At 63.5% G+C, this 19,510-nt stretch carries 20 protein-coding genes; 5 read left to right on the top strand and 15 right to left on the bottom strand.

Annotated features, from left to right (window positions below; translation table 11 throughout):
• The first annotated feature begins 190 nt into the window (after positions 1-190).
• Positions 191-1,522: a PhoH family protein gene (locus LJE63_16205; protein MCG6908146.1), complete on the top strand. Its 1,332-nt coding sequence runs from the start codon at positions 191-193 to the stop codon at positions 1,520-1,522.
• A gap of 318 nt (positions 1,523-1,840) precedes the next feature.
• Entirely contained in the window at positions 1,841-2,062 is a 222-nt protein-coding gene (locus tag LJE63_16200; protein MCG6908145.1) for a hypothetical protein, read from the top strand.
• Between the two features lie 91 nt (positions 2,063-2,153).
• Here the strand turns inward: LJE63_16200 and arfB are convergent, their stop codons facing one another.
• Positions 2,154-2,579: an aminoacyl-tRNA hydrolase gene (gene arfB / locus LJE63_16195; protein MCG6908144.1), complete on the bottom strand. Its 426-nt coding sequence runs from the start codon at positions 2,577-2,579 to the stop codon at positions 2,154-2,156.
• Positions 2,580-2,677: 98 nt separating this feature from the next.
• Between arfB and LJE63_16190 the strand changes: the two genes are divergently transcribed.
• Positions 2,678-3,379 carry a flavodoxin family protein gene (locus LJE63_16190; protein MCG6908143.1) on the top strand — a complete coding sequence of 234 codons (702 nt, stop codon included), beginning with the start codon at positions 2,678-2,680 and terminating at the stop codon, positions 3,377-3,379.
• Between the two features lie 18 nt (positions 3,380-3,397).
• Here LJE63_16190 and LJE63_16185 read toward each other — a convergent pair whose 3' ends face one another.
• Positions 3,398-3,745, bottom strand: a complete 348-nt coding sequence (locus tag LJE63_16185; GenBank protein ID MCG6908142.1) for a hypothetical protein — start codon at positions 3,743-3,745, stop codon at positions 3,398-3,400.
• A gap of 120 nt (positions 3,746-3,865) precedes the next feature.
• Between LJE63_16185 and LJE63_16180 the strand changes: the two genes are divergently transcribed.
• A complete protein-coding gene (locus LJE63_16180; GenBank protein MCG6908141.1) occupies positions 3,866-4,417 on the top strand; it encodes a shikimate kinase in 552 nt (183 codons plus the stop codon).
• A 187-nt stretch (positions 4,418-4,604) separates the two neighbouring features.
• Positions 4,605-6,140 (top strand): nif-specific transcriptional activator NifA, encoded by a 1,536-nt coding sequence (nifA, locus tag LJE63_16175; GenBank protein MCG6908140.1) that lies wholly within the window; start codon positions 4,605-4,607, stop codon positions 6,138-6,140.
• Here the strand turns inward: nifA and LJE63_16170 are convergent.
• From LJE63_16170 to LJE63_16110, 13 genes are all read right to left on the bottom strand, one after another.
• Positions 6,112-7,326, bottom strand: coding sequence for a hypothetical protein (locus LJE63_16170; protein MCG6908139.1), 1,215 nt, complete (start codon positions 7,324-7,326; stop codon positions 6,112-6,114). The genes nifA and LJE63_16170 overlap by 29 nt on opposite strands.
• An 84-nt stretch (positions 7,327-7,410) precedes the next feature.
• Positions 7,411-7,659: a hypothetical protein gene (locus LJE63_16165; protein MCG6908138.1), complete on the bottom strand. Its 249-nt coding sequence runs from the start codon at positions 7,657-7,659 to the stop codon at positions 7,411-7,413.
• On the bottom strand, positions 7,656-8,087 hold the full coding sequence (locus tag LJE63_16160) for a hypothetical protein (GenBank protein MCG6908137.1): 432 nt from the start codon (positions 8,085-8,087) through the stop codon (positions 7,656-7,658). The genes LJE63_16165 and LJE63_16160 overlap by 4 nt, the downstream gene beginning before the upstream one ends.
• A gap of 28 nt (positions 8,088-8,115) precedes the next feature.
• Positions 8,116-8,421 carry a (2Fe-2S) ferredoxin domain-containing protein gene (locus tag LJE63_16155; GenBank protein MCG6908136.1) on the bottom strand — a complete coding sequence of 102 codons (306 nt, stop codon included), beginning with the start codon at positions 8,419-8,421 and terminating at the stop codon, positions 8,116-8,118.
• Positions 8,422-8,479: 58 nt separating this feature from the next.
• On the bottom strand, positions 8,480-9,760 hold the full coding sequence (locus tag LJE63_16150) for a radical SAM protein (GenBank protein MCG6908135.1): 1,281 nt from the start codon (positions 9,758-9,760) through the stop codon (positions 8,480-8,482).
• A gap of 82 nt (positions 9,761-9,842) precedes the next feature.
• Entirely contained in the window at positions 9,843-11,216 is a 1,374-nt protein-coding gene (locus LJE63_16145) for a nitrogenase (GenBank protein MCG6908134.1), read from the bottom strand.
• The gene (gene nifE, locus LJE63_16140; protein MCG6908133.1) at positions 11,213-12,583 is read right to left on the bottom strand and encodes a nitrogenase iron-molybdenum cofactor biosynthesis protein NifE; all 1,371 of its coding nucleotides are present in this window, start codon (positions 12,581-12,583) and stop codon (positions 11,213-11,215) included. Before nifE ends, LJE63_16145 begins: the two co-directional genes overlap by 4 nt.
• 18 nt (positions 12,584-12,601) lie before the next feature.
• A complete protein-coding gene (locus tag LJE63_16135) occupies positions 12,602-13,981 on the bottom strand; it encodes a nitrogenase molybdenum-iron protein subunit beta (protein ID MCG6908132.1) in 1,380 nt (459 codons plus the stop codon).
• 34 nt (positions 13,982-14,015) lie between these two features.
• Entirely contained in the window at positions 14,016-15,671 is a 1,656-nt protein-coding gene (gene nifD / locus LJE63_16130) for a nitrogenase molybdenum-iron protein alpha chain (protein MCG6908131.1), read from the bottom strand.
• Between the two features lie 37 nt (positions 15,672-15,708).
• Positions 15,709-16,089 carry a P-II family nitrogen regulator gene (locus LJE63_16125; GenBank protein ID MCG6908130.1) on the bottom strand — a complete coding sequence of 127 codons (381 nt, stop codon included), beginning with the start codon at positions 16,087-16,089 and terminating at the stop codon, positions 15,709-15,711.
• Positions 16,086-16,442 (bottom strand): P-II family nitrogen regulator, encoded by a 357-nt coding sequence (locus tag LJE63_16120; GenBank protein ID MCG6908129.1) that lies wholly within the window; start codon positions 16,440-16,442, stop codon positions 16,086-16,088. The genes LJE63_16125 and LJE63_16120 overlap by 4 nt, the downstream gene beginning before the upstream one ends.
• Before the next feature lie 46 nt (positions 16,443-16,488).
• Complete coding sequence (nifH, locus tag LJE63_16115) at positions 16,489-17,313, bottom strand: nitrogenase iron protein (GenBank protein MCG6908128.1); 825 nt, start codon at positions 17,311-17,313, stop codon at positions 16,489-16,491.
• A 449-nt stretch (positions 17,314-17,762) separates the two neighbouring features.
• Positions 17,763-19,340 carry a sigma 54-interacting transcriptional regulator gene (locus tag LJE63_16110; GenBank protein ID MCG6908127.1) on the bottom strand — a complete coding sequence of 526 codons (1,578 nt, stop codon included), beginning with the start codon at positions 19,338-19,340 and terminating at the stop codon, positions 17,763-17,765.
• Positions 19,341-19,510: the final 170 nt, after the last annotated feature.

Raw genomic sequence — 19,510 nt, 5'->3', positions numbered from 1 at the left:
GGTGGGGGTTAATAGTTGGTGAAAAGAAGCCGGATTTGAGGTCTTAAACCGCTTGCGGCGACGGTTTTCAGCGGGGTTTTAATGAAAATCAAACAAAGCGGGCCTAAAAAAGATGATGGGGCAGGCCACCTGGTGGCGCCCCAATCGATGCGGCGCGGTCGCCCGCAAACCTTTCAGCGTGGGAGGTGCCATGACCCTGCAGACCACAAAGATTTTCGTTCTGGACACCAACGTCATTCTTCACGACAGTTCCTGCATCTATCAGTTCGAAGCGCACGATGTCGTGATTCCCATCACGGTTTTGGAGGAATTGGACCGGTTCAAGCGGGGAAAGGAGATTATCAACTGCAATGCGCGTGAATTTGTGCGCGCCCTGGACACCCTGACCGGTGAAAAATTGTTCAACGGCGGGGTGGCCATCGGACCGGGTCGCGGCAAGATCTCCATCTGCTTGGAAAAAGCGTTTCACCAAGACCTGCACGACAGTTTTTCCGGCGCCAAACCGGATCACCACATTCTCAACACCGCCTATCACCTTGCGGAAAAGCACCATTTTCAGGGAGTCGTCCTGGTAACCAAGGACGTCAACCTGCGCATGAAGGCCAAATCGGTGGGGCTGATGGCCGAGGACTACACCACGGACCGGGTGCGTGATATCGCTGAAATTTACAAAGGACGCCGCACCGTCGAGGCCGTTCCCGGCGCCGTAATCGACCGGCTTTTCGAAGAGCCCTTCGATATCAGTCCGAAAGCGGTGGCGGCACAGCCCGATTTTCTGGCCAACGAATTTTTGATCCTGCGCAATGGCAGCAAATCCGCACTGGGGATGTTCGACCGCGCCACCGACCGAATCCGGCGGGTGGAAAACCGGGTCTGCTTCGGCATCAAGGGCCGCAACGTGGAGCAGTTCTTCGCCATGAACGCCCTTCTGAACCGCAACATTCCCCTGGTGACCCTGTCGGGCAAGGCCGGCACCGGTAAGACCCTGCTGGCCCTGGCCGCCGCCCTGGAGAACAAGCGCCACTACCGCCAGATCCTGATCGCCCGGCCCACCGTTCCGCTCAGCAACCGCGATCTCGGCTACCTGCCCGGAGACATCAACTCCAAACTGGATCCCTACCTGCAGCCGCTGTTTGACAACCTGTCGGTCATACAGAACCAGTTTCCCCCTGAAAATCCGCGCCACCGGGCCGTCAGGGAATACCTGGACGAGGAGAAAATCGTCATTACGCCGCTTTCCTATATCCGGGGGCGCAGCATCGTCAGAGCGTTCTTCATCGTCGATGAGGCCCAGAACCTCACCCCCCACGAGGTCAAAACGATCATCACCCGGGCCGGTGAAGGCACCAAGATTGTTTTCACCGGCGATATTTTTCAGATCGACCATCCCTATCTGGACAGCCAGACCAACGGGCTGAGCTATCTGATCGAAAAGATGAAGGGACAGCCGCTCTATGCCCACATCACCCTGGAGAAGGGGGAGCGCTCGGAGCTTTCCGAGCTGGCCAGCGGCCTGTTGTGACAGTTCCGTAAAAAAAACCCAATTTCCGCGTTGCGCTGCATCTCGAAGTCGCTGCAGCGTAAAGTAGTACGCCTCACGCCGCTGAGATTTGCGCGCCTTAAACTTGGCTTTTTTACGAAACTGTCCGATTTTTTACCTTTTACCGGTCCATCTGTTGTGACCCGCGGCCGAAAGGGGCGGGGGTTTCTACGATCCATCGCTGTCCGGCGCTCTCCCTCGCCGCGCTGTTGACTTTGGGCTGACGGGGTGCAATTTTAATTGGCACTAGATCGTGGCGCGCGCCTTGGCGTCGCCGGCCACGGGAAAGGAGGACAGCATATGGCCTACACCTGTAAAAATTGTGGCGCCGTTGCGGATGCTCCGGGGCACCTCTGCAACCCCTGCGGGGACGCATCCAAGTGCAGCTTCTGCGGCGCGCCCCAGGTTGATCCCCGGCATGTCTGCAAAGACAAGCTGGCGGCAATGAAGTATGTCTGCGATGGCTGCGGTCGCGTGGCGATGGCGGCCGGGCACCTCTGCAAGCCCTCGCCCATCAAATAAACGTTCGCAACGGGGCGGCGCCGCCGCGGCGCCGCCCTCTTCACCCCTTTGGTCTGAACCCCCCGCATCAATGGGCTGCACCACCGGGGGCTCAGGTGTCGTTGCGGCCCACCGGTCGTCGGGTTTCCTTGAGGAGGGCGCGCCGGTGTTTGGACGCGAGCCGCTTGCGGCGGGCGGCGGCGGTGGGGCGGGTCCGGCGGCGCACTTTGGGTGTGCGCGTTGCCCGGCGGATCAGCGCCACCAAACGCGCGACGGCATCGGCGCGGTTATGCTCCTGGGTTCGGAAGCGTCGGGCGTCGATGATCAGAACCCCGTCGCGCGAAACCCGCGATCCACCCAGGACCGTCAGCCGCGCCCGCACCGCGGGCGGCAGGTCCTCGCAGGCCTGGATGTCGAAACGCAGTTGGACTGCAGTGGCCACCTTGTTGACGTTCTGGCCCCCGGGGCCGGATGCGCCGGTGAACGTCAGCTGCAGGCAGCTTTCACAGATGGCAAGCAGCGGGGTGATCTGAATCATAATCAAAATTCTGGCATGAATCGGTCTGGCAAGGCAACGCCTTTTCCGCCGGCCTGCGGGCTGGGCGGTCTTTTACCCCTTGCGTGAAAGGTGCTCACATGAAAATTCTGGGTATTGCGGGAAGCCCCCGCAAGGAAAAACAGTCGGGGGTCTACAAACTGGTAACGACGGTGCTGGAAAACAGCGGGTGCGCGTGGGAGTTGATTTCGCTGCGGGGCAAGTCCATCGCCGGCTGTATTGCCTGCCTGGGGTGTGTCAAGGACAACATCTGCAAGGTCGAGGACGACTGTCGCTGGCTGCGGAATAAAATCGTTGCGGCCGACGCCTACGTCATCGGGGCGCCCAACTATTATTCAGGCATCAACGCCCAGACCCATGCCTTTCTGGAACGCTGGTTCCAGTTTCGTCATCAGGAGGGCGACACCCTCTGGGGCAAGCTGGGGGTCGCGGTGGGGGTCGGGGGCAGCAGCGGCAAGATGCCCGCCGATGAGATCGAGAAATTTTTTCTCTACAATTTCATCGAAACCGTGGCCAAGGTCTCCGGTCAGGGCGCCGCCTCCTGTTTCAGCTGCGGCTTCGGCGAGACCTGCCAGGTGGGGCTGCCCCGCATGCTCTACGGCGAAGGCGTCCGGATCACCCCCGAGATGATTCCGGATGTCAGCCGCCAGCCGGCGGTGATGCAGGCCGCCGCAGACGCCGGCCGGCTTCTGGGCGAGCGCCTGGGGCAGGGCCACGACCGGGCCCATGTGACCCAAAAAATGAAGGCGGCGATGATGGCCAAATTGCAGGAGTCGGCCTGAGCCGCAGCCGGTCAGCCTTCAGATGGCGTGGGCATGAGGCGTGCGCGCGTCGTTGTTTCGAGGCAGCCGCCGAAGGGCCATCGGGTTTTGGCGGCGCAGGGATTGGAGCGCCGCTTGAAATTTGCGGTAGCGCTCCTTTTGGCTTCTGACCGGTTTGATGCTGAAGCGCATGAATTCAAGAAATTTTTTGAGGGTGAGCACGTACTGAACGGAAGGGTTGGCGTAGTCGGTCAGCGAAATTTTGCGCCGGTAGAGCAGCCGTTCCGCCGCGGTGGCCTCCTGCTCCACCAGGTAGAGGATTTCGCTGAACCGGCGGTTTTCGATGGAATCGATAAAGGCCGCGAAATCGAAGGTTTCAGAAATCATGTCTTGCCCCCCGGTGAGTTCAAACTGTGGATTGCCTTTGATCTTCAACGGGCGGCATGTTAATCACCCTATGTTAGAATTTTGTTAGGATTTTAAAAAAGATGAGGACCGAAATCCGTGATGCCGACCTTGCCGCAAACCGAAGCTGCCCGCCGGTCCAACGTGATCTTGATCGGCATGCCCGGTGTGGGCAAAAGCACCGTCGGGGTCTTGCTGGCAAAGCAGCTGGGGCTGTCCTTTCACGACACGGATATCGGCATCCAGGCCGCCCAGGGGCGCAGCCTGCAGGCGATCATCGACCAAGACGGGGTGGTGGGCTTTCGTGAGGTTGAGGAGCGCTGTGTGCTGGCCCTGGCCTGCTCCCGCCACGTGATCGCCACCGGCGGCAGCGTGGTTTACAGCCGCCGGGCGATGGCCCATCTGGGCGCCATGGGCGCTATTGTGCATCTGGAGCTGGACGCCGAGCGTCTGATGCTGCGCTTGAGCAACCTCAAAACCCGGGGGGTGCTGCGGGCGCCCGGACAGACCATCGCCGATCTCTACCGCGAGCGCCAGCCGCTCTACCGCCGCTATGCTCACCTGCTGATCGATTGCCGCGACCGGACGCCGGACAGTCTGGTGACCTGTATTGTGGCGCAACTCGCGGAGGCGGGGTTGGCACCGCCGGGTTGACCCGCCGGCCGCCTTGCCGAACACCCACCCAGCACCCCCCCCCCGTTTTTTTCCCGCTTTTTTAGTCTTCCCCCGATTCAAAAGATTTCTTTTTCTTTTGTTTTGATTACAAATTTGTTAGAAAAGTTGGAACGGTTTTCAGTTTTGTTATGACTGCCCCGCTTGGGCACTTTCTGGGTTATCTGCAATGCAGCCTGAAATAAAAAAGATTGAAGATATCTCGCTTCTCTACGAGATCAGCAAAGCCCTCAACGAACATTTCGATCTGAAAAAATCCCTCTATCAGGTGCTGGACATCCTTTCCAACACCATGGGCATGGTCCGGGGAACCATTACGATCCTCAATCCCTTCCGGGATGAAATCACCATCGAAGTCGCCCACGGCCTCACCCGCAGCGCCATGGAGCGGGGCAAATACCGCGTGGGCGAGGGCATCACCGGCCGGGTGATCCAGACCGGCAAGGCGGTGGCGGTGCCCAAAATCAGCGAGGAGCCCCTTTTTCTCGATCGCACCGCCAGCCGCAGGAACAGCCCCCAAAAGGAGGTCTCCTTTATCTGCGTGCCCATCAAGAAGAGCAGCCAGGTGGTGGGGGCGTTATGCATCGACAAGGAGTTCGATGAAACCTATTCGCTGGAGGAGGGCAAAAAGCTGTTGATGGTGGTCGCGGCCATGGTGGCCAGCCATGTGATCAATCTCGAGACCATCCGCATGGAAAAAGAGCACCTGCGGGAGGAAAACCGGCGACTGCGCGAGGAGATCAAGAACAAGTACCGCATCACCAACATCATCGGCAACAGCAACAAGATGCGCGAGGTCTTTCAGATGATCTCCCAGGTGTCCAAGAGCAACGCCACGGTCCTGGTGCGCGGCGAAAGCGGCACCGGCAAGGAGCTGGTGGCCAACTCCATCCACTACAACAGCCTGCGCTCCAAGCGCCCCTTCGTCAAGGTCAACTGCGCGGCCCTGCCCGCCAACCTGATCGAGAGCGAACTTTTCGGCCACGAACAGGGGGCCTTCACCGGCGCCATCAAGCAGAAGCTGGGCAAATTCGAGATGGCCAACAAGGGGACCATCTTTCTGGACGAGATCGGGTCAATCGACCTCAACGTGCAGGCCAAGCTGCTGCGGGTCCTTCAGGAAAAGGAGTTCGAGCGCGTCGGCGGCCACAAGACCATCGCCTCCGACGTGCGCATCGTAGCGGCCACCAACAAGAACCTGGAGCAGGCCGTCGAGGAGGAGACCTTCCGCGGCGATCTCTATTACCGGCTCAATGTTTTTCCCATCTACATGCCGCCCCTGCGGGAGCGCAAAACCGACATCCTGCTGCTGGCGGATTTTTTCCTGGAAAAATATGCCCGTGAAAACGGGAAGGAGATCATGCGCTTCTCCACCCCGGCGATCGACATGATGATGGCCTACCACTGGCCCGGCAACGTCCGTGAACTGGAAAACTGCATCGAGCGCGCGGTGCTGCTCTGCGAGGAGGGGGCCATCCACAGCTACCACCTTCCGCCCACCTTGCAGACCGGTAAGGAGTCCGACACCCTGCCCAAACGCTCCCTGGAGGAGGCCGTAGAGAATCTCGAGCGTGAAATGCTGATCGACGCCCTCAAGAACACCCGCGGCAACACCACCCAGGCCGCCGAAATGCTCAAGACCACGACCCGCAAGTTCGGCTACAAGGCCAAAAAATTCAACATCGACTACAAGCTCTATCGCTGATCCGGCCAACCGCGATACCGGCTGGGCCGCTCGCTGCGGCCGAGGCTGCCAAGCTTTGACGGCACAGGTGCAGGACCTCGGGCATTGCCAGCGCCCTGCCCCGGCGGCTGGCGGCTGCCTGGATTTGCGGCAGCAGGCGGGCCGCCTGGCTGCGGCTGATCTTGATCCCGGCGGCGGCCAGCAGATGCTGCAGGCCTGTGCTGCCGGTGAACTTGCCGATGACGAATGCGGCGGGCCCGCGGCCCACGGTCTCGGGTGCGAACGGCTGGTAGGTGGCGACGTCTTTCAGGAGCCCGTGGACGTGGATACCGGACTCGTGTTGAAAGACCCCGCCCCCCGTAATGGGTTTGGCGGCGGCAATTGGGCGTCCGGTGATCTTCGCCAGGTAGCGGCAAAGGGGTATCAGACGCGCAGTCTGCGCTCGGCAGGCGCGCCCGGCCACAAGTGGTAGGGCCGTGGTCAGCTCTTCCAGGCGGGCGTTGCCCGCTCGCTCCCCCAGACCGTTGAGGGTTGCGCTGAGCGCCGTGGCGCCGGCCTCGGCCGCCGTGAGGGCGTTGGCCGTGGCCATGCCCAGGTCGTTGTGGGCGTGAAACTCCAGCGCCAAAAACGGGCTGGCGGTCTGGCGCAGGCGGCGCAGGAGGCCTGCGACCCCAAGTGGGGTCGCGATCCCCACGGTGTCGGCCAGCCTCACCCGGTGGGCGCCGCAGGCCGCTGCCAGGCGCACGAAGCGGTCGAGAAAAGGCTTCTCCGCGCGGCTGGCGTCCTGGGCGCCCACCGAAACGAAGGCAAACTTGGCGGCGGCCGACGGCACCAGGGTCTCCAGGGCCTGGAGGACCCAGGATGGGCTGCGTTCCAGGGCCCGAAGCTGAATCGAAGACACCGGGAAGCTGATGTGGACGCCGTTGGTGCCGCAGCCGGCCGCGTGCGCGATGTCCCCGGGCGTTGCCCGGCACCAGCTGGTCAGACGGCAGCCCAGGCCGCCCTGCACCAGGTCCCGGATCTCCCGGCGGGCCGCGGCTCCCATGGCCGGGATGCCCACCTCGAGCTCGTCTATCCCGGCTTGGGCCAGCCCCTCGGCGATCCGGCGGCGCTCGGCCGGGCGAAAGGCCACCCCGGCGGCCTGCTCGCCGTCGCGCAGGGTCGTGTCGATCAGCCACACATTTTTTGGGGGGCGTTGGGGGGGCATGAAAAATTTCTCCTGTGGCGCGCCCGCGGCCGCTGTGCCGGCCGCCCGCAGCGGCAGAGCCGAAAGCTGCCCGGGCGGCGCGCCTCACGCGTCTTTGCGACTGTAGGTCCGAATCGACGTGATTTTTTCGATGTCGTAATATGTGTTGACGCTCTCGTTGCCTTCGCCGTTTTCGGTCAGCCGGGCGAATTTCTCGTTCAGGAAAAGCACGGCGTTTTCATAGATTTTGCCCTCGTTGATCTGGATGCGGACATTTTTGCGCAGCTTGCGCGACATGGTGCCGTGAAGGGGCATGGAGGCGTACTCGAATATTTTCTCCCAGGTGGCGTTCATCTTTTCTCCTCTGTCGGTTCGGTCGGGTTCAGGACGCTCACGGCATAGCCGCGCACCTCTTCACCGGTTTGCAGCATGGCCTGCAGCACCTCGTCCCCCGGCGCTGTGCGCCGATAGGTTTCCAGGGAGCACAGCTCCTCGAAACTTTCAATCCGCTGGATGCCCGCGCGCAGGCTTGCCGTCATCGGAGTGATACGGTCGGCGCCCGTGGCGAGGCTTGCCAGGGTGTGTCCCTCGGGCATGCAGCGGTGATAGCTGAATACCCCCGCGAGGTATTTTTCAACGGCCATGGTCAAAATCCCGTAGCGCAGTTCGTTGCTGAAGATCTCCGGGCGCCGCGATCCGTTGACGGCGGTTTGCAGAAAGCGGTCGCCCTCGCGGATCAGCTTTGCCCACGCAGGCCGGTTTGGATGTGTAAGGGGGGGCATCTGTCCTCTCCTTATCGGACGCCGGTCGTCAGGCGATCCGGTACTGGGCGGCAGCTGCGCCGGCTTCCAGAGCGTCCAGGATCTCGTCGATGGCCTCCTCGCTGTCCACGTTGCCGTACCAGTGGCCTTCGGGATAGACCACCATGACCGGCCCGAAATCGCAGGCCTTCATGCAGCCGGTGCTGGTCACCTGGGCGTCCAGGCCGCGGTCCAGGATTTCGTTTTCGATGTAGGGCAGAAAGCCAACCGATCCTTTCTTGTGGCAGACCCCCTTGGGGTCGCCGCCGGCGCGGAAACTGGCGCAGACGCAGATGTGATGCTTCGGTTTTTCCATTTTGTTTTCTCCTCTTCGGGTATTTCGGGTTGTGTGCAGGGCGGGCGGCCGTCGGCTTTCAGCCGCAGCCCCCGCCGGTCCCCGTGCAGGCCGCAGCGCAGGCGCTGCGCTTGCGTTTGATCAGATGCCGCAGGCTGCGGCCCTCCAAGACGGCTGCAACCGCCTCAACGATCAGCCCCTCGATTTCCAGAACCGCCAAACCGCTGGCGGCCAGCGTGCGCCGCGGGTTGTCACCGACGCCGCTGACCAGCAGGGTGCCGCAGTCCTCCAGGCTGTCGGCCAGCTGCGCCCAGCGCTGACCGCCGCCGCCCGGCGGCGGGGTTTCCCGGGCCTCGAGCAGTTCGACCAAGCCGTTCTTACGGCCGTAGATCAGCAGCTTGCGGGCCTCGCCCAGGTGCTGGTTGACCAGCACACCTTCCATACTGGCCACCGCCACGTGGGGGCGGGCGCCGTTGATCGCTGCTTCGCCATCCGGATCTTCGGCCGGCAGGCGTTCGCAGGCCTGCAGGGTCGCCATCAGTTCCTGACTGGGCGCCTCTCCCAGGAGGCCCACCGCGTCCGCCCGGCAGCGGGTGCAGTGGCGCATCTGTTTTAGGTGGCCTCCGGCGGCTGCGCGCACCGTCTTGACCATTTCGGCCGAAGGCTCCGGTAGATCCTCGAAGGCCGAGCCGCGGCTGGGGAAGTAGGGCACGCAGTTGAGGATGTCGACCCCCAGGGCCGACATCCGGCGGGCGACCGTCTCGATATGGCCGTCGTTGATCCCGGGAATGATGATGCTGTTGACCTTGACCGTGATGCCGCGTGCCTTGAGGCCGCGGATGGCCGCCAGCTGGCGTTCCAGAAGGATTTTGGCGCCGCTCTCGGCACGCACCACGCGCTTGCCGTCGCGCACCCAGCTGTAGATTCGGGCGCCGATCTCGGGGTCGACGGCATTGACGGTGATGGTGACGTGGCTGACCTTCAGGGCCGCCAAGGCATCCAGGTGCGGTCCGATGGCAAGTCCGTTGGATGCCAGGCAGAGCAGCATCTCGGGGTGGCGCTGGCGCACCTGGCGCAGGGTCTCCAGGGTTTCGTCGGGGTTGGCAAAGGGGTCGCCCGGGCCGGCAATCCCCACCACGGCGATGTTGGGCTTTTGCTGGAGCACGGCCCCAAGATAGATCATGGCTTGGGCGGGGGTCAGCACAGCGCTGGTCACGCCTGGGCGGCTTTCATTGACGCAGTCGAATTTGCGGTTGCAGAACTTGCACTGCACGTTGCAGCGCGGGGCGACCGGCAGGTGCACCCGGCCGAAGGTTTTGTGGGCCTTGACGTTAAAACAGGGGTGGTGTTCCAGGTTCATTTGCGACCTCGCTTTGCGGCTGCCCCCAGCGGGAATATGGCCCCCGGGTCTGGAAACAGGGTGAAACCGCCGGCCCCGGGGCCTATATATAGGTGTATCCCACCGGGGAGGCGGACTGGCCTGCGGCCATCAAGGTGTTGGCGATCCGGTCGAACAGCTGCTGGCTGCCGCGGTAGCCCAGGTGCAGCAGGCGGGCGCCGCCGAGGCGGTCGTGGACCGGAAAGCCCACCCGGATCAGCGGCTTGCCCAGACGCCGTGCCATGCTGTAGCCTTTGCTGTTGCCGATCAGAAAATCGGGTTGGGCCTCCCGGGCGGCGGCCTCGATGGCAACGAAGTCGGCGTCGCTGAGCACCTGGATCCCTTTCTGGCTGTGATCCGGAAAGCGCTCGGCGATGCAGGCCGCCAGGTGGCCGCTGCGGCCGCCCGATGCGCAGACCACAGGCACCACGCCGATTTCAGCCAGAAAACCGGCCAGGCCGGCCACCAGGTCCTCTTCCCCGAAGACCACCGCGCGGGCGTCCATGACGTACTTGTGGCCGTCGGCATAACTGTCGATCAGCCGCCCACGCTCCCGTAAATGCTTTTGCGGGGTCGGCCGTCCGCTGATTTCGGCCAAGGCGGCGAACATCCGGTCGGTGGCGTCGATGCCCACGGGCAGCCCCAGCCGGTGGCAGGGCACCTGGAATGTCCTCTGTAAGAACGTGGCCGCGGTCTCTTTTTCGCGGGCCAGCACGGCGCCCAGCTCCAGGCTGGCCCGCGCGCTGCCGCTGCTGCGGACCGCCGCCATGGGTGTGCCGCCCTCGGGGATGCGCTGGTACTCGGTCCACAGGGGGCCGTCGAGGGTGTCGGCGTAGTCCGGCAGGAGCACGGCGGGCAGCCCGAAATCCGCGCAGATTTCCCCGAGGTGCCGGAGATCCGCCGGCGACACCATCCCCGGGAAGAGATTCAGGTGGCGGCCGGGCGGGGAGCCGCCTTCGGCCAGCTGCCCCACCAGGGCCCGCAGCGCCGCGTGAAACCCCTGCATGTGGGTGCCCTGATAGCTGGGTGTGGCCACGTGCACCACCGGCGGCGAATCCTGGCCCTCGCAGCTCTCGCGGTACTCGCGGATGAACATGGGCACGTCGTCGCCGATGGTCTCACTGAGGCAGGTGGTGGCCACCCCGATCAGTTCGGGGTCGTACTGGCGGCGGATGTTGTCCAGGGCGATCTTGAGGTTCGCGCCGCCGCCGAAGATCGCGGTCTGCTCGGAGAAGTTGGAGCAGGCGATGTCGATGGGCTCCCGGTAGTGGCTGATCAGGTAGCGCCGGATGTAGGTGGCGCAGCCCTGGGAGCCGTGCAGCAGGGGCACCGCCCCGCGGATGCCCTTGAAGACCAGGGCGGCCCCCAGCGGTGTACAGAGCTTGCAGGCGTTGCGGGTGGCCGTGAATGGCCGGTTTTCGGGCGATGACCCTATCATGGCGAGACCTCCTTTGCGGCCGCGGCCCGGGTCGGTGCAAAACGCCAGACCGGGCTGGTGACGCTGCGGTAAACCTCGCGCGCAAAGTGCAGCATGCCCTCGTAGCCGGCCAGCGGGATCTTGCGCTCGTGGTTGTGGTCGCAGAAGCCGATGCCCATCTTGTAGGCGATGGGGCGCTCCTTGACGCCGCCGATGAACAGGTCCGCGCCCTTTTCGATGATGTACTTGGAAAGCTCCAGGGGATTGGCGTCGTCCAGGATGATGGTGCCGTCGTCGCACATCTCCCGCAGCGTCTGGTAATCCGCGTCGTTGCCGGTCTGGGAGCCCACCAGGACCACGTCCATGCCCAGGTAGCGCAGGGCTTTGATCAGCGAAAAGGCCTTGAAGGCACCCCCCACGTAGATGGCGGCCCGCTTGCCGCTCACGGCGGCCTTTATTTGCTGGAGCTCGGGGGTGATGGCGCTGATCTCCTCCCGAACCAGGGACTGGGTGCGGGTCATGATCTCGGGGTTTCCCGCGAAGTGCGCGGCCACGTCGTAAAGGGCCTTGGAGGTGTCCTCGAGACCGAAGTAGGACGCCCGGATGTAGGGGATGCCGTAGCGTTCCTGCATCATCTCCGCCAGGGTGGTCATGGCCCCGGAGCACTGCACCACATTGAGCGCCGCCCCGTGGGAGCGGCGGATGGCGTCCACCCGGCCGTCGCCGGTCATGGTGGCCACCACCGCGACGCCCATCTTCTCGTAGTAGGATTTGATGATCCAGGCCTCCCCGCCGATGTTGAATTCCCCCAGGATGTTGATGCTGCAGGGGTCGATCCGGTCCACCTGCCCCTGGCCGACCAGTTGGAAGAGGGCCTCGCAGGCCGCCTTGTAGCCGTCCTTCTTGGTGCCCTTGAAGCCCTCGGAGTGCACCGGCAAGACCGGGATCCCCTTCTCGCGGGCCACCTGGCGGCAGACCGCGGCCACGTCGTCGCCGATGATCCCCACGATGCAGGTGGAATAGACGAAGGCCGCCCGCGGCTGGTAGGCGTCGATCAGCTCCGTCAGGGCGCGCTGGAGCTTTTTTTCCCCGCCGAAGATCACGTCCTTCTCCCGCAGGTCGGTGGTGAAGGACAGCCGGTGAAGTTCGGGGCCCGAGGAGAGCGCCCCGCGGATGTCCCAGGTGTAGGCCGCGCAGCCCACCGGCCCGTGGATCAGGTGGAGCGCATCGGCGATGGGGTAGAGCACCACCCGCGAGCCGCAGAAGACGCACGCCCGCTGGCTGACCACCCCGGCCAGGCTGTGCTGGCCGCAGGTCAGGCTGAAGGGTTGGGCGCCCTTGCGGTGGATCTGTTTTTCGCGTTCCTTGAGAATCGGGATGCTGGCCATGGGTCGCTTCCTCCGCTGCTACATGACGAGTTCAAAGCCGATGTCGGTGGCGTCGCGGTCCTTGCGGTCCAGAAGGGCGTCGAGGATCTTCTCCAGCAGCCGCATCCCGCCGCGGTAGCCCACCGTCGGGAAGTAGCTGTGACCGACGCGGTCCAGGATCGGGAACCCGTGGCGCACGTAGGGAATGTCCTCGTCGCGGGCGATGTACTTGACGTAGGAGTTGCCGATCACAAGGTCCACCGGCGCCTGCTTGATCCACTGGTGAAAGAGATACATGTCGCCGCCGACCTTGATCTTGACCTCCTGGGGTACCCCTTCCACCGCGGCCCGCAGCCGTTTTTCGTACTTTTTGCCGGCCGGGCTGCCGGTGACCAGGTAAACCGGGGCCATGTCCAGCGACACCAGGAATTGGGTCAGCGCCAACAGCTGGTCCGGGTCCCCCACCAGGCCGACGCGCTTGCCGTAGAAGTACTGGTGCATGTCGGCGATGATATCCACCATCTGGCCGCGCTCGAAGGTCAGGCTGTCGGCCACGCCGACCCCCGCCATGCGGTGCAGGGTGTCCACGAAGCGGTCCGTGGCCGCCAGCCCGATGGGCAGATCCAGGATCTGGCAGGGTACCTTGCACTTGACGTCCAAGGCGCGGGCGGCATCCCCCGAGGCCAGGCGGCCCAGGGCCACGGTGCCCTGGCTGCAGCCGGTCCGGCGCAGGGCCTCCACGGTCACCCCGCCGGGGGGGTACATGCGGTATTTGCCGGTCATGGGCCCGTTGAGCACTCCGGAGGTGTCCGGGAAGATGATGGTCTCAAGACCCATCTCGGCTGTCATGCGCCGCATTTCGGCCATGTCGCTGGGCTCCACAAAGCCGGGGATCAGGTTGATGGTCTTGCTGCGGGGGCCGCCCGTCTCGGCGAAATAGTCCACCATGGCCTTGGTCATGCCGGCGAACCCGGTGACGTGCGAGCCCACGTAGCTGGGGGTGTTGGCGTGGATGACATGTTTGCCCGCCGGCACCTTGCCCTCGGCCACGGCCTTGTTGACGATTTGGGGGATGTCGTCGCCGATGGTCTCCGAAAGACAGGTGGTGTGCACCGCGATCACTTCCGGGTTGTAGACGTTGAAGATGTTGTCGATGGCCTGCAGCAGGTTGGCCTGGCCGCCGAAGACCGAGGCCCCTTCGGTGAAGGCGCTGGTGGCGGCGATCACCGGCTCCTTGTAGTGGCGCGTGAGCGCGCTGCGGTGGTAGGCGTAGCAGCCCTGGGAGCCGTGGCTGTGGGGCATGCAGCCGTGGATGCCGAGGGCGGCGTACATGGCGCCGATCGGCTGGCAGGTTTTGGCCGGGTTGACGGTCAAGGCCGTGCGCTCTTTGATCTCGCTGGTGGTGTGACGCAGTAACATGACGACTTCCCTTTGCTTTCGGTGCTGAGCGGGGTTATTCCCAGGCATAGGTGGCGGCCAGTTCGGGGTTGGTCTGCCAGGGCGCTTTGAGGGTGCCCCAGACCCGGCTGTTCACCATGCGGTCGATTTCGCGGTAGAAGTTGACGGCCCCCTTGAAGCCGGCATAGGGTCCGCCGTAGTCGTAGCTGTGAAGCTGCTTCATGGGGATGCCGTGCTTCTGGATCGTGTACTTTTCCTTGATCCCGGCGCAGAAGATGTCCGGCCGGTATTTTTCGATCATCAGATCGGTTTCGAACTGGCTGATGTCGTCGATGACCAGGCTGCCCTCGGGCATTTCGGGCATCATGCCCTCATAGTCCTTGAAGCTGAGCCCTCTTGCGGCCAAAGCCGCCAGCTCCTCGGGGGTCTTGCGCGGCCGGTAGCGATCGGGGTCCGGGCAGACGTCCAGCTCTTCGATGTTGCGGCTGTCGGCGTCCACCTTGACACTGGGCAGCACCTTGCGGCCCTCGTAGTCGTCGCGGTGAGCGAACTCGTAGCCGGCCGAAAGCGTGCGCATGCCCAGCTCCCGGAAAAGCTCCTGGTAGTGATGGGCGCGCGAGCCGCCCACAAAGAGCATGGCACGCTTGCCCTCGGTGCGCGGCCGGATTTCGTCCCGAACGGCCTGGACCGCCGGCAGCTCATCGGCGATGACGGCCTCCACACGCTCGGTCAGCGCCGGGTCGTCGAAATAGGCGGCGATCTTGCGCAGCGACTTGGCGGTGGCCTCGGCGCCGATGAAGTTGATCTTGATCCAGGGCACGCCGAATTTTTTTTCCATCATCTCGGCCACGTAGTTGATGGAACGGTGGCACATGATGAGGTTCAGGTCCGCCGTGTGGGAATTGGCAAAGGCGTCGATGGTGGAGTTGCCGCTGAAGGTGGCCACCGTGGTGATGCCGCACTTTTCGAAGATCCGTTCGATTTCGAAAGCATCTCCGCCGATGTTGTACTCGCCGAGGAGATTGACCCGGAATTCGCCCGGGCCGACCGTGTCGTCGAGACCCACCACGTGCTTGAAAATCTGGTTGTTGGCGATGTGGTGGCCGGCCGACTGGCTGACCCCCTTATAGCCCTCGCAGCTGAACCCGAAGACGTTGATTCCCAGGGTGTCCTTCATTTCGCGGCAGACCGCATGGATGTCGTCGCCGATGAGGCCCACCGGGCAGGTGGCAAAGACCGCGATGGCCTTGGGCTTGAAGTTGTCGTAGGCCTCCTGGATGGCCTGCCTGAGCTTTTTCTCGCCGCCGAAGATGATCTCCTTTTCCTGCATGTCGGTGGAAAAGCAGTAGGGCATGAAGTTGTGGCCGTCGGGGGTCGTCTCCGGGTCGGTCTGGTTGCGCCGGGTGAGCCAGCTGTAGAATCCGCACCCGATGGGGCCGTGGGTGATGTTGACGATATCGCGGGTGGGCCCGAGGACCACGCCCTTGCAGCCCGCGTAGCAGCAGCCGCGCTGGCTCATCAGCCCGGGAACGGTGCGCACGTTGGCGGTGATTTCGGGGACCCCGTCCCCCGTCGCCACCCGGTTGATGATGATCTGCTTGGCCCGTTTGCGGGCCACCTTGGGCGGGTATTTGGCGAGCAGGTCGGCCTTGACCTTTTCCGGGTCGGGCCCTTGGATGGGAGGTGCGGGCTTGCGAGCTGTTTCCGTCATGGTCTCTGTCTCCTTGAAAGCCGCGGGGGCGGCAGGGTTACACGTCATCGAGGACATCGTCGCCGTCCTCGCCGGTGCGCACGCGGACGGCGTTTAAGGCCGGCAGGACGAAGATCATGCCGTCGCCCGACTTGCCGGTCCGGTTGACCCGGATGATGGTTTTGGCCGTAAGGTCCACCAGTTTGTCGGGCACCACGATCAGCAGCGCCCGCTTGGGAATCAGGCGGCTGCTCTGGCCCAACTGCGAGATGGCCTCTTCATAGCCGCGCTCGGCCCCCTGGAGGAGCTGCAGGTCCACCAGGCCCCTGCCGCGGCCCAGGGCCTCGCGGGCGGTCATCGAGGTAATGCCGGCCTCCGCCAGGGCCCGTTTGGTCTGGTTCATCATGTTCATGCGCACGACTGCGAGGATCTCTTTCATATCGCCACCTCCTCGGTGACGCCGTCGGCCGTCTCCTTGATGCCGGAGCTGATGGTGTAGGCCGCCTCCACCGGCAGGAGAAAGATCTTGCCGTCGCCGTAGGCGCCCTTCTCACCGGTGCGCGCGGCCTTGATGATTGTCCGCACGGCGAAGTCCTTGTCCTTGTCCTGGACCACGGTCAGCAGCATCTCCTTGGGGATTTCGTCGTAGGTGACCTCCCCGATCTTGATGCCGCGCTGCTTGCCGCGGCCCACCACGGACATTTTGGTGACCCCCGGAAACCCGGCCTCCATCAGGGCGGCCAGCACGTTGTCGACTTTCTCGGGGCGAACGATGGATCGGATCATAATCATGGCGGTGAACTCTCCTTGAGTTGTAAGGTGTGGGCCCGGGATCGGGTCAGGCGGCGATGCCGTAGTCGATCAGGAGTTTTTCCAGCTCCTCGATGGCCATCGGCTTGGGGATGACCTTCATTTCGTTCTCGGCGATCTTGCGCGCCAGCTTGCGGTACTCCTCGGCCTGGGGGTGGTCTGGATCGAAATCGATGACTGTCTTGCGGTTGATCTCGGCCCGCTGGACCATGTTGTCGCGGGGCACGAAGTGAATCATCTGGGTGCCCAGCCGGTCGGCCAGGGCTTCGATCATCTCGCGCTCGTTGTCCACCTTGCGGCTGTTGCAGATCAAGCCCCCCAGCCGGACCCCGCCGGCCTCGGCGAATTTGACGATGCCTTTGCAGATGTTGTTGGCGGCGTACATCGCCATCATTTCGCCGGATACGACGATGTAGATCTCCTGGGCCTTGCCCTCGCGGATCGGCATGGCGAACCCGCCGCAGACGACGTCGCCCAGAACGTCGTAGAAAACGTAGTCCAGGGCTTCGCTTTCGGCATAGGCGCCCAGCTGCTCCAGCAGGTTGATGGAGGTGATGATCCCGCGACCGGCGCAGCCGACCCCGGGCTCGGGGCCGCCGGACTCGGTGCACAGGGTTTTGCCAAAGCCCTCCTTGCGGACATCCTCCAGCTCGACATCCTCACCCTCGTCGCGCAGGGTGTCCAGCACGGTCCGTTGTGCCAGGCCGTGGAGCAGCAGCCGGGTGGAGTCCGCCTTGGGGTCGCAGCCGACGACCATCACCTTGAGGCCCATCTCCGCCAACCCGGCCACCGTGTTCTGGGTAGTGGTGGATTTGCCGATACCGCCCTTGCCGTAGATCGCGATTTTTCTCATGGGACTTTTTCCTTTCCGATTCGAGATATTGCGCGTGTCGCGCGGTGTTGTAAGCTCTTTTGAGCAACGGGTGTGCCAGCAGCCCCGGTCGCGGCCCATAGTTCGTATAAACTTTTGAAATTAAATGAAAAAAATAAGGCCTGGGTTTGCCTGAAATCGTGCATGGGACGCGAGGACAAATCAACAGCTACAATCCTGTAGATGCGCGATCGACAATAATGTAGATGACTTGGGGTGAGGACCACGGGTGTGGTGAGCCCCGCGGAGGGGCCGCGACGGGTTTGTCTAGGCTCCTTTTTCCCGGGCCGTGAAGGCGCTCTCGGGACGGCTGGCAAATGGCGTTGAGGGCTGGTCTGAGGGGGTCTCTGGGGGTGGGGTGGGTGAGGTGCAGGAAAAAAACGCGCCCCGTCGCGGGCGGGTTGCGCGACGGGGCGGGAACGGGCAGTCGGCTAAGGCTGGCGGGTCGGCTGGCCGCTGGAGCGGCTGCGGCCTTCGCGGATCAGGTTTGCCAATCCGAATTTCTTTACCCGGTAGCCCATCTGGCGAAGACTGAGCCCGATTTCGCGGGCGGCCTTCTGCTGGATCCAGCCGTTTTTTTCCAGGGCTTCCAGGACGGCGTCACGCTCCATTTCCTCGATGCGCGAAACGGCCGGCTCACCGGTGCCGTTGGCGGCGCTTTCGCGGAACTTGCGAAAGAGGTAGGCCGGCAGGGCCTGGGGGGCGATCAGGGGGGTTTCCGACAGGATGGCCAGGCGCTCGGTGAGATTTTCCAGCTCACGGACATTGCCGGGCCAGTGGTAGCCTGTCAGCACCGCCATGCTGGCGGGGGCGAACTGGAGGCTTTTGCCATACTCCTTGGCGCTTTTTTCAAGAAAGTAGTTGGCCAGCAGCGGAATGTCCGCCAGGCGCTGGCGAAGTGGGGGGATGGCGATCGGGAAAACGTTCAGGCGGTGGTAGAGGTCCGGCCGAAAGCGGCCCTCGGCCACCGCCGTGGGCAGATCGGCGTTGGTGGCGGCGATGATCCGGACGTCCACGCGCCGGGTGCGGGTGCTGCCCAGGCGCTCGAATTCACGCTCCTGCAGAAAGTGCAGCAGTTTGGCCTGGACGCTGGGGGGCAGCTCCCCGATTTCGTCCAGGAAGACGGTGCCGCCGTCGGCCTCTTCGAAGCGGCCCTTTTTGGCCTCCGAGGCCCCGGTAAAGGCTCCTTTTTCATGGCCGAAAAGCTCCGCTTCGATCAGGTTGTCGGGCAGGGCCGCGCAGTTGACCTTGGCGAAGGGGCGCCGGGAGCGGCTGCTGAGTTCGTGCAGGATGCGCGCGGTCAGGGTTTTGCCGGTGCCCGATTCCCCCAGCAGCAGGACCGAGGCCTTGCTGGGGGCGACTTTGCGGATCAGCTCGTTGAGGGCCTGCATGGCGGGGCTGATCCCCACGGCGAAGAAATGGTTGTACTTCTCTGAAATTTCCGCCCGCAGGGACCGGTTTTCGCTCTTGAGTTTCATTTCGCGCTTCTCGATCTGGCGGTTGAGGTGCACGAACTGGGCGATCAGGGTCGCCACGATGGTCAGGAAGCGGATGTCCTCCTGGAAGGACACCTCGGGCTCGAAGAGGCGGTCCACGCTGAAGACCCCGATGGGGGTGCCGTGCAGGATGATGGGCACCCCGATAAAGGCGATGCTGTCCTTGCGAACATCGCGGGACTGGGTTTTGTTGAGAAAGAGAGGCTCCTTGCCGATGTCCGGCACGAAAAAGGGCTGGGCGGTGCGAAAGATCAACCCGGTGACGCCCTCGCTGGGCTGGTAGATCCCCCGTTTCTTTTCCTCCGGCCGGAGGCTGTGGGAGGCGCAGATCTTCAGCAGTCCGGTCTGCATGTCCCGCAGGGTCACGGTGGCGCGCTCCATGGAAAGCGATTTGGAGAGGATCTCCAGGATCGAGTCGAGGGCCTGGTCCAGCTGCAGAATCTGGCCGATGATGCCGCTGATCTCGTAGAGGACCTTCAACTCCAACTGGTAAATTTTATCTTCCAAAGCCATTTTCAAATCTTTTTCCTGGTGGGTGGAATTTTGGCCTGATCGGCCATGGTCCTGAGTACCGGACGCCGGCGGGGCCGGCCCACTTCGGGGCGACCGCGGCGGGGAAGGGCTTGTGCGAAAGCGGGCAACGAGAGGTGCCCAGGTCGGTGGTCGCTTCCCTGCCGGCGATC

This window comes from Desulfobacteraceae bacterium (assembly GCA_022340425.1).
In the GTDB taxonomy this organism is placed as follows: Bacteria; Desulfobacterota; Desulfobacteria; order Desulfobacterales; family JAABRJ01; genus JAABRJ01.
Note: the sequence above shows the minus strand (reverse complement) of the source record. Positions and strands in the feature narration are given on the sequence as shown.

What these genes read in the sequence shown, in the direction of transcription:
- LJE63_16205 (MCG6908146.1), top strand. Translation starts at nt 191, where the DNA reads ATGACCCTGCAGACCACAAAGATTTTCGTTCTGGACACCAACGTCATT.
- LJE63_16200 (MCG6908145.1), top strand. Translation starts at nt 1,841, where the DNA reads ATGGCCTACACCTGTAAAAATTGTGGCGCCGTTGCGGATGCTCCGGGG.
- arfB (MCG6908144.1), bottom strand. Translation starts at nt 2,579, where the DNA reads ATGATTCAGATCACCCCGCTGCTTGCCATCTGTGAAAGCTGCCTGCAG.
- LJE63_16190 (MCG6908143.1), top strand. Translation starts at nt 2,678, where the DNA reads ATGAAAATTCTGGGTATTGCGGGAAGCCCCCGCAAGGAAAAACAGTCG.
- LJE63_16185 (MCG6908142.1), bottom strand. Translation starts at nt 3,745, where the DNA reads ATGATTTCTGAAACCTTCGATTTCGCGGCCTTTATCGATTCCATCGAA.
- LJE63_16180 (MCG6908141.1), top strand. Translation starts at nt 3,866, where the DNA reads ATGCCGACCTTGCCGCAAACCGAAGCTGCCCGCCGGTCCAACGTGATC.
- nifA (MCG6908140.1), top strand. Translation starts at nt 4,605, where the DNA reads ATGCAGCCTGAAATAAAAAAGATTGAAGATATCTCGCTTCTCTACGAG.
- LJE63_16170 (MCG6908139.1), bottom strand. Translation starts at nt 7,326, where the DNA reads ATGCCCCCCCAACGCCCCCCAAAAAATGTGTGGCTGATCGACACGACC.
- LJE63_16165 (MCG6908138.1), bottom strand. Translation starts at nt 7,659, where the DNA reads ATGAACGCCACCTGGGAGAAAATATTCGAGTACGCCTCCATGCCCCTT.
- LJE63_16160 (MCG6908137.1), bottom strand. Translation starts at nt 8,087, where the DNA reads ATGCCCCCCCTTACACATCCAAACCGGCCTGCGTGGGCAAAGCTGATC.
- LJE63_16155 (MCG6908136.1), bottom strand. Translation starts at nt 8,421, where the DNA reads ATGGAAAAACCGAAGCATCACATCTGCGTCTGCGCCAGTTTCCGCGCC.
- LJE63_16150 (MCG6908135.1), bottom strand. Translation starts at nt 9,760, where the DNA reads ATGAACCTGGAACACCACCCCTGTTTTAACGTCAAGGCCCACAAAACC.
- LJE63_16145 (MCG6908134.1), bottom strand. Translation starts at nt 11,216, where the DNA reads ATGATAGGGTCATCGCCCGAAAACCGGCCATTCACGGCCACCCGCAAC.
- nifE (MCG6908133.1), bottom strand. Translation starts at nt 12,583, where the DNA reads ATGGCCAGCATCCCGATTCTCAAGGAACGCGAAAAACAGATCCACCGC.
- LJE63_16135 (MCG6908132.1), bottom strand. Translation starts at nt 13,981, where the DNA reads ATGTTACTGCGTCACACCACCAGCGAGATCAAAGAGCGCACGGCCTTG.
- nifD (MCG6908131.1), bottom strand. Translation starts at nt 15,671, where the DNA reads ATGACGGAAACAGCTCGCAAGCCCGCACCTCCCATCCAAGGGCCCGAC.
- LJE63_16125 (MCG6908130.1), bottom strand. Translation starts at nt 16,089, where the DNA reads ATGAAAGAGATCCTCGCAGTCGTGCGCATGAACATGATGAACCAGACC.
- LJE63_16120 (MCG6908129.1), bottom strand. Translation starts at nt 16,442, where the DNA reads ATGATTATGATCCGATCCATCGTTCGCCCCGAGAAAGTCGACAACGTG.
- nifH (MCG6908128.1), bottom strand. Translation starts at nt 17,313, where the DNA reads ATGAGAAAAATCGCGATCTACGGCAAGGGCGGTATCGGCAAATCCACC.
- LJE63_16110 (MCG6908127.1), bottom strand. Translation starts at nt 19,340, where the DNA reads ATGGCTTTGGAAGATAAAATTTACCAGTTGGAGTTGAAGGTCCTCTAC.